The sequence below is a fragment of the Bacillus sp. TH30 genome (assembly GCF_016650875.1).
Taxonomy (GTDB): Bacteria; Bacillota; Bacilli; order Bacillales; family Bacillaceae_G; genus Bacillus_A; species Bacillus_A mycoides.
On sequence record NZ_JAEKEY010000002.1, the window covers coordinates 3750794 to 3765999 of the forward strand.

The following is a 15206-nucleotide window of genomic DNA, read 5'->3' on the forward strand; positions in this document are numbered from 1 at the left end:
AGTAAGAAACTTTAAAGGGAATTTTCACACAATTGTCGAACAATTCATGTAGCCTAGAAGCTTACACATGTCGGAAGAATCGATTCGGTAAGGGAGGAAAAACTGTGGAGAAAATTAAAGTATGTCTTGTGGATGATAATAAAGAATTGGTATCGATGCTAGAGAGTTATGTTGCTGCCCAAGATGATATGGAAGTTATCGGAATTGCTTACAATGGTCAAGAATGTTTAAACTTATTGAAAGAAAAGCAGCCTGATATACTCGTTTTAGACATTATTATGCCACATTTAGATGGTCTAGCTGTGCTAGAGAAAATGCGACATATTGAAAGGTTAAGACAACCTAGCGTTATTATGTTGACGGCATTCGGACAAGAAGATGTGACGAAAAAAGCGGTTGATTTAGGGGCATCATATTTCATATTAAAACCATTTGATATGGAGAATTTAACAAGTCATATTCGTCAAGTTAGTGGTAAGGAAAGTGCTACTATTAAACGTCCATTACCATCTTTCCGATCAGCAACAACGATCGATGGAAAACCGAAAAACTTAGATGCGAGTATTACAAGTATCATTCATGAAATTGGTGTACCCGCTCATATTAAAGGGTACATGTACTTACGAGAAGCAATCTCTATGGTGTACAATGATATCGAATTACTAGGATCTATTACGAAAGTATTATATCCAGATATTGCAAAGAAATATAATACAACAGCAAGCCGTGTTGAGCGCGCAATCCGTCACGCAATTGAAGTAGCTTGGAGCCGTGGGAATATTGATTCTATTTCGTCCTTATTTGGTTATACAGTATCTATGTCAAAAGCAAAACCTACGAATTCCGAGTTCATCGCAATGGTTGCGGATAAGCTAAGACTTGAACATAAGGCTAGCTGAGAGGAAAAGTAGTAAGGGATTTAAGTTTTAGTAGAGCTTAATAATTCTTGAAATTTATACTCGATATCAATTTTAAAACCAATAAACTTTTATTTAATGACCAATGAATTTTAGAATTCGTTGGTCTTTTTATTTTGTTGAGAAAAAGAGGGAGAAGTGATATCGATTTTATCAAAATTATTTGGGTAGATAAAAAGGGTTGTTTGATATTATGGAAAATAAAACCTGTTTTTAGTAATATTACATATAAGTGAGTTTTTTAAGGTAATTAAATAGGTATACAGAGGGAGAAGGGAAATGAAAAACAAAATATTAACTTGGCTAGGAATAGTAGCAGCTATGGGAGTTCTTGCTGTTGCAGTTACATTTGGAATGTTAGAGCTTGCCGATAATCCAGTAGATAAAGAAGTGAGTGCTCAAATAGATAAAAAAGAAGACCCAACGATAGTAGGTAGAGAGGTAGATGGAGTCTTTGTTGATGTGTATGTTACTGAAAATTCTACTGAAAGCGAAGTCATTACAGCGATGTATCACATGACTCATCAAAAAGTAGTGGCGGAACGAAAATCGGGATCCATCCCAATGATTCAAAATAACGCTGAAAAATTAAAAAAAATCATAAATAAGAGTAGTTTTGCGAAGAAAAATGAGCTTGTAGCAATTGCTGATAGATGGGCGAAAAAAGATTTTAGTAAAATTGTAGAAGATCACAATTTTTTCTCGGATGCTCAAGAGGGTAATGTTTGTAAAGCCACTAGAGCGATGGATGCGGTAGAAGAGCAACATTATATTTTAACTACATTCGGGGAGGAAAAAGCGAAAGAACTATACGAATCAGGGGATACTCCGCACGTTCAATAAAAAATAATATGAAGGGCTTCTAGTTTTTTTATTACCTTGCTTTAAGGGGGTAATGGTGACTTGTGAATAAATATTCTGCTTTCTTTATGACTTGTAACAAAAAAGAAGATATATAATTCATTATTAAATGATGAAGTGAAGGCTAAATCGCATCGTAGTACATCTGTTAAAGGATTTTAGCGGGGAAGTCATCCATGATATAATAGATGATAATAAAAAGCCCTGCAAAACAGGACTATATTATTCTTCGTCTTTATTTTGTTTTTCTAATTCAACTAACTTTTGGATTAAAATATGCTGTGGCATATGCATAAGTTGTTCAAGTGGAACACCTAACGCTTTTGATAGGCGGACTGCAGTGTCTGGAGAAATTTGTAATGGTCTCATAGAAGTACCTCCTTTTTCGTATAGTATAGCATAAGATTGGGGGAGTGAGGATGACTCTTATATTTGCGCATCGTGGTGCGGCGGGAACGTATCCGGAAAATACAATGATTTCATTTGAAGCAGCAGAGGCTTTCGGGGCAGACGGAATTGAACTCGATGTTCAATTCACGAAAGATGGAAAAGTTGTCGTTATTCATGATGAAAAGGTGGATCGGACAACAAATGGAAAAGGTGCGATTCGAAATTATTTATATGAGGATTTATGTAAGTTGGATGCGAGTTATAAATTCGGTGACAAAGTAGGTTTTTGCAAAATACCTCTTCTAGAAGAGGTGTTAGAATGGCTCGCAAAAACGAAATTGCTACTCAATATTGAACTGAAAAATAATAAAATCCCATACAGAGGTTTAGAAGAAGAGGTTATAACACTTGTACGTAAGTTTAGTCTAGAGGATCGTGTTATATTTTCTTCGTTTAATCACTACAGTATGAAAAAATGTCATTTGATGGCTCCTGATATTCAAACAGCTATTTTGTATCGTGAAGGTTTGCATAGCCCGTGGGCATATGCAAAAAAGATGGGTGCTACTGCAGTACATCCGAATTATCGTTATCTTCAAGATGCTATCGCTGAATTAACGATGGAAAGTGGTGTGGAGGTTCGTCCTTACACGATAAATGAAGAAACGCTTATGCGTAAATATTTTGATATGAATATATCAGCGATTATTACTGATTATCCTGAAACAGCAAGAACTTTATTACCGATAAAAAAATGAGACCTAATATAATGGTCTCATTTTTTTATCGGTATGTGAAAACTTTGTCTTATCTTCTGAAGCGTGCTTGTACTTTATTTCTCTTACGATCTCTGTGTAAGACGAAGCCGCCGAAAATATAAAACCCGAGTGCGAAGCAAAGAGCGCCGATTAAAAATTGTAACCATAATATAGGGATTGGGGAGAACAAAATCCCAAATACAGTATCTCTCATTAGTTTAATACCAAGCACGGCTAATGAAATGGGGATGAGTGCTAATAATAGAGCGAGGTAACGCTGCATACATAACGCTCCTTTTCAGATTATTTTGTGTATTTTAATGATGTTATATGGAATGGGGGTTTGTCAAGAGGTTGCTGAACGAGTAAGATAAGAATGTGAAAAATTTTGCAGAGATACTTCGAGAGGAAGTGTAATGTATGAAACAAAATGTGTTAATTGTTGGAGCAGGTGAAGGTGGGAGTACACTGCTGAGTCTGTTGCAAAATTCGAATATATTTCAAATTATAGGGGTTATTGATATTAATCCAATTGCGAAAGGATTACAAATCGCAAAGGAATATGGGGTTCCGATTGGTGATAATGTAACTCCGTTTCTTTCTATGCATATTGATGTAATGTTTGATATGACAGGTGATTATGATTTACATAAAGTTTTATTGGGAAGCAAGCATAAAGACACCCTTCTTATACCAGGGGATATTGCAAAAATTGTTACGAGACTAGCGCATGAGAAGGAAAGCTTAATTGGAAAGCTAGAAGAACAGACGCAACAAGGGAATTTAATTTTAAATTCAACGCATGACGGTATGATTGTTATAGACCAAGAGGGACAAGTTCGTCTGTTTAATAAAAGCGCAGAGCGTATTACTGGATATAAAAAAGAGGAAGCGATAGGGAAATATATTTTAGAAGTTATTCCAACGAGTAAGTTGCTTCGTATTATACGCACGAAAAAAATAGAAGTGAATCATGAGCTGACGTTAGAGAATGAAAAAAAGATTATTACAACGCGTATTCCGATATTAAAAGAAGGTGGAGAGGTTCAAGGGGCATTTGCGATTTTTAAAGACATTACAGAAGTTGTAGATTTAGCAGAAGAAGTTACAGACTTAAAAGAAATTCAAACGCTACTTGAGGCGATTATTAACTCATCTGAGGAAGCAATTTCGGTTGTTGATGAGAAAGGAAGAGGACTAGTTATAAACCCTGCTTATACGAAGTTAACGGGTTTGACTGAAGAAGAAATTATTGGGAAGCCGGCTACAACTGATATTGTGGAAGGTGAAAGTATGCATATGAAAGTACTTCGGACGCGCCGAGCGGTACGAGGAATACATATGAAGATTGGGCAAAAAAAGCGAGATGTAATTGTAAACGTAGCACCGGTTATTGTCGATGGAATATTGAAAGGGAGCGTCGGGGTAATTCGCGATGTATCAGAAATTCAAAAGTTAACAAATGAATTGAATAGGGCAAGACAAATTATTCGAACGTTAGAAGCAAAATATTCATTTGATGATATTGTTGGTGATTCAGATGAAACGACGGCAGCTATTGAACAAGCAAAACTTGGAGCGAATACACCGGCAACAGTATTGCTTAGAGGGGAATCTGGTACGGGGAAAGAGTTATTTGCACACGCTATTCATAACAGTAGTAATCGAAAATACAATAAGTTTGTACGAGTAAACTGTGCTGCTATTTCTGAGACCTTATTAGAAAGTGAATTATTCGGTTATGAGGAAGGCGCGTTTTCTGGAGCGAAAAGAGGCGGGAAACGAGGATTCTTTGAAGAAGCGAATAATGGAAGTGTTTTTTTAGATGAAATCGGAGAGTTATCTGCAAATACGCAAGCGAAGCTCCTTCGTGTGCTACAAGAAAAAGAAATTGTGAAAGTAGGGGGAACGAAAGCGATACCTATTAATGTCCGGGTAATTGCAGCAACACATGTGAATTTAGAAAAGGGCATTCTAGAAGGAGAGTTCAGAGAGGACTTATATTATCGTTTAAATAAAATCCCGATTCAAATTCCTTCCCTTCGTCAGCGTAAAGGAGATATACCAGCGATTGCAGAAAGGTTAATTCAAAAAATTAATCAAGATTATGGTCGTAATGTAGAAGGACTCACCGATTCAGCCGTTTCGTATTTACAATCATATGAATGGCCAGGGAATGTTAGGGAACTTGAAAATATTTTAGGACGAGCTATTATCTTTATGAATTATAACGAAATATATATTGATGTACATCATTTACCGCCTTTACATAAAGAAGAACAAGTAGAGACGAAACAAAATAATTTATTACCTGAATTAGAAGAGAAGGCCCTTGAACACCTAGTGACAGAATTTGAGGGGAATATTATCCGTGAATATTTAGAGAAATTTGATGGGAACAAAACGAAGACTGCAAAAGCGTTAGGAATTTCAGTTCGAAACTTATATTACAAGCTAGAAAAGTATGACTGTGCAAAAAATAGCATGCAATAAATTGCGTACCGTGCAATTTATTGCGTGGTATACAAAAAGCGACAAAACGAGACAGAATATTTCGTTGTTTTCCAAAGTATTGATTTTACTGCATTTTGAATGCGTTTTCATTATTGGTAAGACCACTTTTGAAAGTTGGCACGGTATTTGCTTAATGAATAGACGAGGGACGACGGAAAGGGTTGATTACAAAATATGAAGTTAGAACACTTAATTGATCAAGCAGCAGGACAGCCTAAAAAAACTGTGGCTGTAGCAGTAGCTGAAGATCATGAAGTAATTGAAGCTGTAGCGAAAGCAATCAAGTTACAACTAGCTCAATTTCGTCTATATGGAAATCAAGAGAAAATAATAGGGATGCTACAAGAGCATGGATTACAAACTTCAGAACATATTGAAGTGATTGCAGCAGCGTCAAGTGCTGAGGCTGCAGAACTTTCTGTTAAATCTGTAAGCAATGGCGAAGCAGATGTGCTAATGAAGGGGAACATCCCAACAGCAAATATTTTGAAAGCTGTATTAAATAAAGAGTGGGGACTTCGTAAGGGCAGCGTGCTTTCACATGTTGCAGCGTTTGAAGTTCCAAATTACGATCGTCTTATTTTTGTTACAGACGCAGCGATGAACATTGCACCTGATGTAACACAAAAAGCTGCTATTATACAAAATACTGTAGAAGTTGCCCAGGCAATAGGAATTGATTTGCCAAAGGTAGCGCCAATTGCAGCGGTAGAGGTTGTTAATCCTGCGATGCAAGCGACAATTGATGCAGCGATGTTAACTCAAATGAATCGCCGCGGACAAATTAAAAATTGTGTCGTTGATGGACCACTTGCTTTAGATAATGCAGTATCACAAATTGCAGCAGAACATAAAGGCATAGTAAGTGATGTAGCAGGTAAGGCAGACATTTTACTCGTCCCAACGATTGAAGCTGGAAATGTGCTATATAAATCACTCGTCTATTTTGCAAATGCAAAGGTAGGAGCGATGATTGCTGGCGCTAAAGCACCGATTGTTTTAACATCACGTGCTGATTCAGCAGAAACAAAAGTATATTCATTAGCATTGGCAGTTGCGACTGCTTCAAAATAAACCAAATAGGGTAAAACAATTAGGGGGAAACGACAATGACATTAGAAATCTTCGAATACTTAGAAAAATATGATTATGAGCAAGTGGTATTTTGTCAAGATAAAGAATCTGGTTTAAAAGCAATCATTGCAATCCATGATACAACACTTGGACCAGCTCTTGGTGGAACAAGAATGTGGACATATGATTCTGAAGAAGCGGCGATTGAAGATGCATTGCGTCTTGCAAAAGGGATGACATACAAAAATGCAGCAGCTGGTTTAAACTTAGGTGGTGCAAAAACAGTAATTATCGGTGATCCACGTAAAGATAAAAGCGAAGCGATGTTCCGTGCATTAGGACGCTACATTCAAGGACTAAACGGACGTTACATTACAGCTGAAGATGTTGGTACAACAGTAGATGATATGGATATTATCCATGAAGAAACTGATTTTGTAACAGGGATTTCACCATCATTCGGTTCTTCTGGTAACCCATCTCCAGTAACTGCATACGGTGTTTACCGTGGTATGAAAGCAGCTGCAAAAGAAGCATTTGGTACAGATAACCTAGAAGGAAGAGTAATTTCTATTCAAGGTGTTGGTAATGTAGCATATCACCTATGCAAACATTTACACGCTGAAGGAGCAAAATTAATCGTTACAGATATTAATAAAGAAGCTGTACAACGTGCAGTAGAAGAATTCGGTGCAACAGCAGTTGAGCCAAATGAAATTTACGGTGTTGAATGTGATATTTACGCACCATGTGCATTAGGCGCAACAGTTAATGATGAAACTATTCCACAACTTAAAGCAAAAGTAATCGCAGGTTCTGCAAATAACCAATTAAAAGAAGATCGTCACGGCGACCTTATTCATGAAATGGGTATTGTATACGCACCAGACTATGTTATTAATGCAGGTGGCGTAATTAACGTAGCAGACGAATTATATGGATACAATAGAGAACGTGCATTAAAACGTGTTGAGTCTATTTATGACACAATTGCAAAAGTAATCGAAATTTCAAAACGCGATGGCATAGCAACTTATGTAGCAGCGGATCGTCTAGCTGAAGAGCGCATTGCAAGCTTGAAAAACTCTCGTAGCACGTACTTACGCAACGGTCACGACATTATTAGCCGTCGCTAATCATTCATATATAACTTTTACAAAAGGTGTGGTTACCTCTTATGAGGTTTCCACTTCCTTTTAAATTTATTAGTGGAGGTAGCAACATTGTCTGTAAATCGAATTCTTGTTATTAACCCAGGTAGTACATCCACAAAGATTGGTGTTTTTGATAATGAAAGACCCGTTCTAGAAGAAACTATTCGTCATGACGTAGAACAGATTGGAAAATATAAGCGAATTATCGACCAATATGAGTTTCGTAAAGAAACGATTTTAGAAGTTCTACATTCTCATGGTATTAACATTTCAAAATTAAACGCTGTTTGTGGGCGTGGTGGATTACTTCGTCCAATTGAAGGCGGTACGTATACAGTAAACGATGCGATGTTAGAAGATTTAAAAAATGGGTTTAGCGGTCATCACGCTTCAAACCTTGGAGGCATTTTAGCATATGAAATTGCTTCTGGATTAAACATTCCTGCATTCATTGTGGATCCTGTCGTTGTAGATGAGATGGAGCCAATTGCTCGTATAAGTGGTATTGCTGGTATGGAACGCAAAAGTATTTTTCATGCATTAAATCAAAAAGCAGTTGCTCGTAAAGTGGCTGAAGAATTAAACCACAAATACGAGGATTTAAATTTATTAGTTACACATATGGGCGGTGGTATTACAGTTGGTGCTCATAAAAAAGGAAAAGTTATCGATGTGAATAATGGCTTAAACGGAGAAGGACCATTTAGTCCAGAGCGTGCTGGTACAGTACCAGTAGGACAATTAGTTGAAATGTGTTTTTCTGGTGAGTATTACCGAGACGAAATGGTTAAAAAACTTGTCGGACAAGGTGGACTTGTAAGTCTTATCGGTACAAACGATGCAATTAAAGTAGAACAAATGGTTGAAAAAGGTGATCCTGAAGCAACTCTTATTTATAAAGCAATGGCGTATCAAGTTGCAAAAGAGATTGGCGGAGCTAGTGCTGTACTTCACGGGAAAATCGATGCAATCGTATTAACTGGTGGACTTGCGTACAGTAAAATTCTTGTCGATGAAATAAAAGAACGTGTTCACTGGATTGCAGATGTTATCGTACATCCAGGAGAAGATGAATTACAAGCGTTAGCAGAAGGAGCACTTCGTGTATTACGTGAAGAAGAAGCTCCAAAAGAATATATTGTACGAGAAAAACAAACAGTAGCTAGGGGTTGAGATAATGGCAAGAGAATATGATTTAGTCATCGTTGGCGGCGGTACTGGTGGATATGTTGCTGCTATTCGTGCATCACAACTAGGGTTAAAAACTGCACTTGTTGAAAAAGAAAATCTTGGTGGTACTTGTTTACACAAAGGATGTATTCCTAGTAAAGCTCTTTTACGTAGTGCGGAAGTATACGCAACTGCTAAAAAAGGAGAAGAGTTCGGAGTTATTGCAAGTAATGTAGAACTAAACTTTGCTAAAGTACAAGAGCGTAAAGAGAAGATTGTAACGCAGCTTCATAAAGGCGTTCAGCATTTAATGAAACAAGGTAAAATTGATGTGTTTGAAGGTATTGGCCGTATTCTTGGCCCATCTATTTTCTCTCCAATGCCAGGTACAATTTCAGTTGAACTTGCAAGTGGAGAAGAGAATGAAATGTTAATTCCAAAAAATGTGCTTGTTGCAACAGGTTCTCGTCCAAATTCATTACCAGGATTAGAGTTAGACGGAGAGTATGTAATGTCTTCGGATCATGCCCTAAAAATGGAAACGCTTCCTAGCTCAATCATTATCGTTGGTGGCGGTGTAATTGGTATTGAGTGGGCATCTATGCTTGCTGACTTCGGTGTAGAAGTTACTGTATTAGAATATGCGAAAAACATATTACCACTAGAAGATAATGACGTTTCAAAAGAAATGCAACGTCTATTCAAGAAAAAAGGTATTAAAGTGGTAACTGGTGCAAAAGTATTACCAGAAACATTGGTAAAAGATAATGGAGTAACAATTCAAGCTGAACATAACGGTGAGAACAAAGCATTTAAAGCAGAAAAAATGCTTGTATCTGTAGGAAGACAAGCGAATACGCAAAATATGGGCTTAGAGAACACAGATATTGTTGTGGAAAAAGGATACATTCAAACAAATGAGTTTTATCAAACGAAGGAATCTCATATTTACGCAATTGGAGATGTAATCGGTGGCTTGCAACTTGCTCACGTTGCTTCTCATGAAGGAATTGTTGCAGTAGAACATATCGCTGGTAAAGAAGTTGCACCAATTGATTATTCTATGGTATCAAAATGCGTATATAGTAGTCCAGAAGTTGCTTCTGTCGGCTTAACAGAACAAGAAGCAAAAGAAAAAGGCTATAAGTTAAAAGTCGGTAAGTTCTCATTCCGTGCAATCGGAAAGGCACTTGTATACGGAGAATCAGACGGTTTTGTAAAACTTGTAGTTGATGAAGAAACAAATGACATTCTCGGTGTTCATATGATCGGACCACATGTAACAGATATGATTTCTGAAGCTGGTCTTGCAAGAGTACTTGATGCAACACCTTGGGAAGTAGCACATACAATTCATCCGCATCCATCATTATCTGAGGCGATTGGTGAAGCTGCACTTGCTGTAGATGGAAGAGCGTTACACGCATAAAAATGTGGATTTAGGAGGTTATGAAAAATGGCAGAAGTAAAAGAAAAGCGCCATGAAGAGCTTGGCTTAAGTGATGAGCAAGTATTAGAAATGTTCCGTACGATGTTACTTGCACGTAAAATTGACGAACGTATGTGGTTATTAAACCGTGCAGGTAAAATTCCATTCGTAATTTCTTGTCAAGGACAAGAGGCTGCACAAGTTGGAGCGGCGTTCGCTCTTGATAGAGAGAAAGATTATGCATTACCATACTACCGTGATATGGGTGTTGTACTAGCGTTTGGTATGACAGCTAAAGAGCTTATGTTGTCTGCTTTCGCAAAAGCTGGAGATCCAAACTCTGGTGGTCGTCAAATGCCTGGTCACTTCGGTCAAAAGAAAAACCGTATTGTTACAGGATCATCACCAGTAACAACGCAAGTACCACATGCAGTTGGTATTGCACTAGCTGGAAAAATGGAGAAGAAAGATTTAGTAACGTTCGTTACATTCGGAGAAGGCTCTTCAAACCAAGGTGACTTCCATGAAGGAGCAAACTTTGCTGGTGTACACAAACTACCTGTTATTTTCATGTGTGAAAATAACAAATATGCAATCTCTATTCCAGTTGAAAAACAATTAGCATGTAAAAACGTATCAGATCGTGCAATTGGTTACGGCATGCCTGGATATACAATAGACGGAAACGATCCGCTTGCAGTATATAAAGCTGTAAAAGAAGCAGCAGACCGCGGTCGTCGTGGTGAAGGTCCGACTTTAATTGAAGCAGTATCATATCGTTTAACAGCACATTCTAGTGACGACGATGATCGTGTTTATCGTGATAAAGAAGAGGTAGAAGAAGCGAAGAAAAAAGATTCAATTATAACATTTGCAGCTTATTTAAAAGAAGTTGGTGTGTTAACTGAGGAATTTGAAAAACAAATGCTAGACGAAATTATGCATATCGTAAATGAAGCAACAGAATATGCAGAAAATGCTCCGTATGCAGCACCTGAAGATGCATTGAAGCACGTATACGCAGAATAGGGGGGAACGTTTCATGGCTGTAATGTCTTATATTGATGCTATTACATTAGCAATGCGCGAAGAAATGGAACGCGATGAGAAAGTATTCGTTTTAGGAGAAGATGTTGGTAAAAAAGGTGGCGTGTTTAAAGCGACACACGGTTTGTATGATCAATTTGGTGAAGATCGTGCGCTTGATGCACCGCTTGCAGAATCTGCAATTGCTGGGGTAGCAATTGGTGCGGCAATGTATGGTATGCGTCCAATCGCTGAAATGCAGTTTGCTGATTTCATCATGCCAGCAGTAAACCAAATTGTTTCTGAGGCAGCAAAAATTCGTTATCGTTCTAACAACGATTGGACTTGTCCAGTTACAATTCGTGCGCCATTCGGCGGGGGTGTTCACGGTGCATTGTATCATTCACAATCTGTAGAAGCGATGTTTGCAAACCAACCAGGTTTAAAAATTGTTATCCCTTCTACACCATATGATGCAAAAGGCTTATTAAAAGCTGCAATTCGTGATGAAGATCCAGTATTATTCTTTGAGCATAAGCGTGCATATCGCTTAATTAAAGGTGAAGTGCCAGAAGATGACTATGTATTACCAATCGGAAAAGCAGATGTAAAACGCGAAGGTGATGATATTACTGTTATCACTTACGGATTATGTGTTCACTTTGCTCTTCAAGCAGCTGAGAAGTTAGCACAAGATGGAATCTCTGCACACATTCTTGATTTAAGAACGGTATATCCGTTAGATAAAGAAGCTATTATTGAAGCGGCTTCTAAAACAGGTAAAGTTCTTCTTGTAACAGAAGACAATAAAGAAGGAAGTATTATAAGTGAAGTGGCAGCTATTATCGCTGAAAATTGCCTGTTTGATTTAGATGCACCAATTGCACGTCTTGCAGGCCCAGACGTTCCAGCAATGCCATATGCACCAACAATGGAAAAATTCTTTATGGTAAATCCAGATAAAGTTGAAAAAGCAATGCGTGAACTTGCGGAATTTTAATCGGGGGGACTATACATGGCTGTAGAAAATATTACAATGCCTCAGCTCGGGGAGAGCGTTACAGAGGGTACAATTAGTAAGTGGCTCGTTAATGTTGGCGATCACGTAAATAAGTATGATCCGCTTGCAGAAGTAATGACGGACAAAGTAAATGCCGAAGTACCATCTTCTTTCACTGGTATTGTGAAAGAGTTAATAGCTGGCGAAGGTGAAACGTTAGCTGTAGGTGAAGTTGTTTGTGTCATTCAAGTAGAAGGCGCAGATGAAGTAGCAGCAACAACTGTAGAGGAAAAAACGAAAGAAGAACCAAAGGCAGATATAATTACGCCTGAAAAAGCACCGAAAGCAAAACAACCAACTGATGGAAAACCACGTTTTTCACCAGCTGTTTTAAAACTTGCAGGTGAGCATAATGTTGATTTAGATTTAGTAGAAGGTACGGGAGCAAATGGCCGTATCACTCGTAAAGATATTTTAAAGCTAGTGGAATCTGGAAATATTCCGCAAGCAGGTGCGAAGAAAGAGGAAGCGGTAGCAGCAGTAGTAGAAGCGCGTCCAGAAGCACCAAAAGCAGCGCCAGTAGCACAAAAAGTAGAAGCTGCAAAACCAGTTTCTGTACCAACAATGCCTGGAGATATCGAGATTCCGGTAACAGGTGTGCGTAAAGCAATTGCAGCAAATATGTTACGCAGTAAACATGAGGCACCTCATGCTTGGATGATGATTGAAGTAGATGTGACAAACCTTGTATCATATCGTAACTCAATTAAAGGCGATTTCAAAAAGCGTGAAGGCTTTAACTTAACGTTCTTTGCTTTCTTCGTAAAAGCAGTAGCACAAGCGTTAAAAGAGTATCCTCAAATCAATTCAATGTGGGCTGGCGATAAGATCGTTCAGAAGAAAGATATTAACCTTTCTATCGCTGTTGCAACAGAGGATGAACTATTTGTACCAGTAATTAAACACGCGGACGAGAAGACGATTAAAGGTATCGCTCGTGAAATTACAGAGCTTGCAGGAAAAGTACGTACGAAATCGTTAAAAGCGGACGAAATGCAAGGCGGAACATTTACAATTAATAACACAGGATCATTCGGTTCTGTTCAATCTATGGGTATTATTAATTACCCACAAGCGGCTATTTTACAAGTTGAATCAATTGTAAAACGCCCAGTAATTATGGATAACGGTATGTTCGGTGCTCGCGACATGGTTAACTTATGTTTATCACTTGACCACCGTGTACTAGATGGCCTAATTTGTGGTAAGTTCTTAGGACGTGTAAAAGAAATTCTAGAAAATACGTCAGAAAATAATACATCTGTATATTAATAAAAAGCTCGCTTATGCGAGCTTTTTATCATCTTATTTCTTCATTTGCATCCTACTATATGTACAACACTTTTCCCGGCAATCTTACAATGAACGAGTATGTATTAGAAATTTACGAAAATACATTGCTGATATATGGTATATAGATATAAAATAAGAAAAGAATAATTTTTTTGGCAAATCTTACTGACGAAACTGTAGTATAATATATTGTATTGTATGAAAAAGAGAGTTATTCTATATAAGTGTTTTATAGATAATGTGTAATCAGTCGTCAAAACATGAAGAATGTTGACTCCTGGTTTTTTATTTTGCTGTAACAATGTTTCAGGAGGATGTCATGAAAAGAAGTACCGAGTTTCTAAAAAGTTTAGATGTAAAATTAATTTTAATTTTGTGTGCATTTTGTGTTATAAGTATAACTGCTATATATAGCAGTCAGCAAACCGGACAGTATGGAGATGCAAACTTTGCTATGAAGCAGGGAGTTAACTACATAATTGGGGTTGTATTGTTACTTCTTGTTGCTAGCATCGACTTAGATCAGTTGCAAAAATTGTCTTGGCCGCTTTATATTGCTGGGTTTGCTTCACTTATTCTTTTGAAAGTATTACCACCATCAGGTTTCACACCTGAAAAGTTAGGGGCAAAAAGGTGGTTCGTTTTTCCAGTACTTGGACAAATTCAGCCATCCGAGTTTTTCAAAATCGCATTGCTTCTTGTAGTAGCAAGTATAGCAGTGAAACATAATGCACAGTATATGGCAAGGACATTCCAAACGGATTTACAATTAGTAGGTAAAATTGTGCTAGTATCCCTCCCGCCTATGGCTGTTGTATATAGCCAACCGGATACAGGGATGGTGTTCTTATATGCTGCTGCAATTGCATGTATTTTATTTATGTCAGGTATTCAGAAGAAATTGATAGCGTTATGTACAGTTATTCCAGTCACCATATTATCGGCGTTAATATTTATTTACGTAAGGTATGAGGATTTCTTCTTTAATAAGTTAGTTACGTTACTAAAACCTCACCAACAATCACGTATTTTAGGTTGGTTAGATCCATTTGAACATACAGATCAAGGTTATCAAACACAGCAATCGATTTTAGCTGTAGGTAGTGGAGGTATGGAAGGGAAAGGATTCGGTGAAGGGAACGTCTATATCCCGGAGAAACACACTGACTTTATTTTCGCTACAATTGCCGAAGAAGGTGGATTTATAGTAGCCGCGTTAGTTGTGTTCTTGTTCCTATTACTGCTATATCGAACAATTATTATCGGTTATTCTGCTGATAATTTATTCGGTACATTATTATGTGCTGGGTCTATTGGTATATTAACAGTTCAAATATTCCAAAATATTGGTATGATCGTCGGATTAATGCCTGTAAAAGGGATTGCATTACCTTTCTTATCGTATGGGGGAAGTTCCTTATTCTCGAATATGATTATGATGGGGCTCATATTGTCCGTACGGAAAACGTATAAAAAATATATGTTTTCAGTTAAGTAAAAAAGCTAGTTCGTGTAAAAACGAACTAGCTTTTTTACATATATGCTCTTAAACGTTGCAAA

General features: G+C 37.6%; 14 protein-coding genes. 12 read left to right on the forward strand and 2 right to left on the reverse strand.

The window, feature by feature from the left end; genetic code table 11:
• The first annotated feature begins 104 nt into the window (after positions 1–104).
• Positions 105–899, forward strand: coding sequence for a sporulation transcription factor Spo0A (spo0A, locus tag JFU20_RS21575; protein ID WP_002015081.1), 795 nt, complete (start codon positions 105–107; stop codon positions 897–899).
• Between the two features lie 297 nt (positions 900–1196).
• Positions 1197–1760, forward strand: coding sequence for a PRK06770 family protein (locus tag JFU20_RS21580; RefSeq protein WP_002033955.1), 564 nt, complete (start codon positions 1197–1199; stop codon positions 1758–1760).
• Positions 1761–2000: 240 nt separating this feature from the next.
• On the opposite strand, the gene JFU20_RS21585 is transcribed toward JFU20_RS21580, so the two are convergent.
• Positions 2001–2147 carry a YycC family protein gene (locus tag JFU20_RS21585; RefSeq protein ID WP_001247671.1) on the reverse strand — a complete coding sequence of 49 codons (147 nt, stop codon included), beginning with the start codon at positions 2145–2147 and terminating at the stop codon, positions 2001–2003.
• Between the two features lie 50 nt (positions 2148–2197).
• Between JFU20_RS21585 and JFU20_RS21590 the strand changes: the two genes are divergently transcribed.
• Positions 2198–2926 carry a glycerophosphodiester phosphodiesterase gene (locus JFU20_RS21590; protein WP_201038886.1) on the forward strand — a complete coding sequence of 243 codons (729 nt, stop codon included), beginning with the start codon at positions 2198–2200 and terminating at the stop codon, positions 2924–2926.
• A gap of 49 nt (positions 2927–2975) precedes the next feature.
• On the opposite strand, the gene JFU20_RS21595 is transcribed toward JFU20_RS21590, so the two are convergent.
• Positions 2976–3209, reverse strand: coding sequence for a DUF2627 domain-containing protein (locus JFU20_RS21595; RefSeq protein ID WP_001190193.1), 234 nt, complete (start codon positions 3207–3209; stop codon positions 2976–2978).
• Positions 3210–3346: 137 nt separating this feature from the next.
• Here JFU20_RS21595 and JFU20_RS21600 point away from each other — a divergent pair, with 137 nt between their 5' ends.
• From JFU20_RS21600 to JFU20_RS21640, 9 genes are all read left to right on the forward strand, one after another.
• Positions 3347–5419 (forward strand): sigma 54-interacting transcriptional regulator, encoded by a 2073-nt coding sequence (locus tag JFU20_RS21600; protein WP_201038887.1) that lies wholly within the window; start codon positions 3347–3349, stop codon positions 5417–5419.
• 195 nt (positions 5420–5614) lie between these two features.
• Positions 5615–6514: a phosphate butyryltransferase gene (gene yqiS, locus JFU20_RS21605; protein ID WP_002033959.1), complete on the forward strand. Its 900-nt coding sequence runs from the start codon at positions 5615–5617 to the stop codon at positions 6512–6514.
• Between the two features lie 35 nt (positions 6515–6549).
• Complete coding sequence (locus JFU20_RS21610; protein ID WP_002015088.1) at positions 6550–7650, forward strand: leucine dehydrogenase; 1101 nt, start codon at positions 6550–6552, stop codon at positions 7648–7650.
• 87 nt (positions 7651–7737) lie between these two features.
• Positions 7738–8841: a butyrate kinase gene (gene buk / locus JFU20_RS21615; protein ID WP_201038888.1), complete on the forward strand. Its 1104-nt coding sequence runs from the start codon at positions 7738–7740 to the stop codon at positions 8839–8841.
• Between the two features lie 4 nt (positions 8842–8845).
• The gene (lpdA, locus tag JFU20_RS21620; protein ID WP_002015090.1) at positions 8846–10267 is read left to right on the forward strand and encodes a dihydrolipoyl dehydrogenase; all 1422 of its coding nucleotides are present in this window, start codon (positions 8846–8848) and stop codon (positions 10265–10267) included.
• A 27-nt stretch (positions 10268–10294) separates the two neighbouring features.
• Entirely contained in the window at positions 10295–11296 is a 1002-nt protein-coding gene (gene bfmBAA, locus JFU20_RS21625) for a 3-methyl-2-oxobutanoate dehydrogenase subunit alpha (RefSeq protein ID WP_002033961.1), read from the forward strand.
• 13 nt (positions 11297–11309) lie between these two features.
• Entirely contained in the window at positions 11310–12293 is a 984-nt protein-coding gene (gene bfmBAB / locus JFU20_RS21630; RefSeq protein WP_000290070.1) for a 3-methyl-2-oxobutanoate dehydrogenase subunit beta, read from the forward strand.
• Positions 12294–12308: 15 nt separating this feature from the next.
• Positions 12309–13625, forward strand: a complete 1317-nt coding sequence (locus tag JFU20_RS21635; protein ID WP_201038889.1) for a dihydrolipoamide acetyltransferase family protein — start codon at positions 12309–12311, stop codon at positions 13623–13625.
• 340 nt (positions 13626–13965) lie between these two features.
• The gene (locus tag JFU20_RS21640) at positions 13966–15144 is read left to right on the forward strand and encodes an FtsW/RodA/SpoVE family cell cycle protein (RefSeq protein ID WP_201038890.1); all 1179 of its coding nucleotides are present in this window, start codon (positions 13966–13968) and stop codon (positions 15142–15144) included.
• The last annotated feature ends 62 nt before the right edge of the window (positions 15145–15206 follow it).

Excerpts from the sequence above, each read along its gene's own strand:
- JFU20_RS21580 (WP_002033955.1), top strand. The coding sequence starts at position 1,197 with ATGAAAAACAAAATATTAACTTGGCTAGGAATAGTAGCAGCTATGGGA.
- JFU20_RS21585 (WP_001247671.1), bottom strand. The coding sequence starts at position 2,147 with ATGAGACCATTACAAATTTCTCCAGACACTGCAGTCCGCCTATCAAAA.
- JFU20_RS21590 (WP_201038886.1), top strand. The coding sequence starts at position 2,198 with ATGACTCTTATATTTGCGCATCGTGGTGCGGCGGGAACGTATCCGGAA.
- JFU20_RS21595 (WP_001190193.1), bottom strand. The coding sequence starts at position 3,209 with ATGCAGCGTTACCTCGCTCTATTATTAGCACTCATCCCCATTTCATTA.
- JFU20_RS21600 (WP_201038887.1), top strand. The coding sequence starts at position 3,347 with ATGAAACAAAATGTGTTAATTGTTGGAGCAGGTGAAGGTGGGAGTACA.
- yqiS (WP_002033959.1), top strand. The coding sequence starts at position 5,615 with ATGAAGTTAGAACACTTAATTGATCAAGCAGCAGGACAGCCTAAAAAA.
- JFU20_RS21610 (WP_002015088.1), top strand. The coding sequence starts at position 6,550 with ATGACATTAGAAATCTTCGAATACTTAGAAAAATATGATTATGAGCAA.
- lpdA (WP_002015090.1), top strand. The coding sequence starts at position 8,846 with ATGGCAAGAGAATATGATTTAGTCATCGTTGGCGGCGGTACTGGTGGA.
- bfmBAA (WP_002033961.1), top strand. The coding sequence starts at position 10,295 with ATGGCAGAAGTAAAAGAAAAGCGCCATGAAGAGCTTGGCTTAAGTGAT.
- bfmBAB (WP_000290070.1), top strand. The coding sequence starts at position 11,310 with ATGGCTGTAATGTCTTATATTGATGCTATTACATTAGCAATGCGCGAA.
- JFU20_RS21635 (WP_201038889.1), top strand. The coding sequence starts at position 12,309 with ATGGCTGTAGAAAATATTACAATGCCTCAGCTCGGGGAGAGCGTTACA.
- JFU20_RS21640 (WP_201038890.1), top strand. The coding sequence starts at position 13,966 with ATGAAAAGAAGTACCGAGTTTCTAAAAAGTTTAGATGTAAAATTAATT.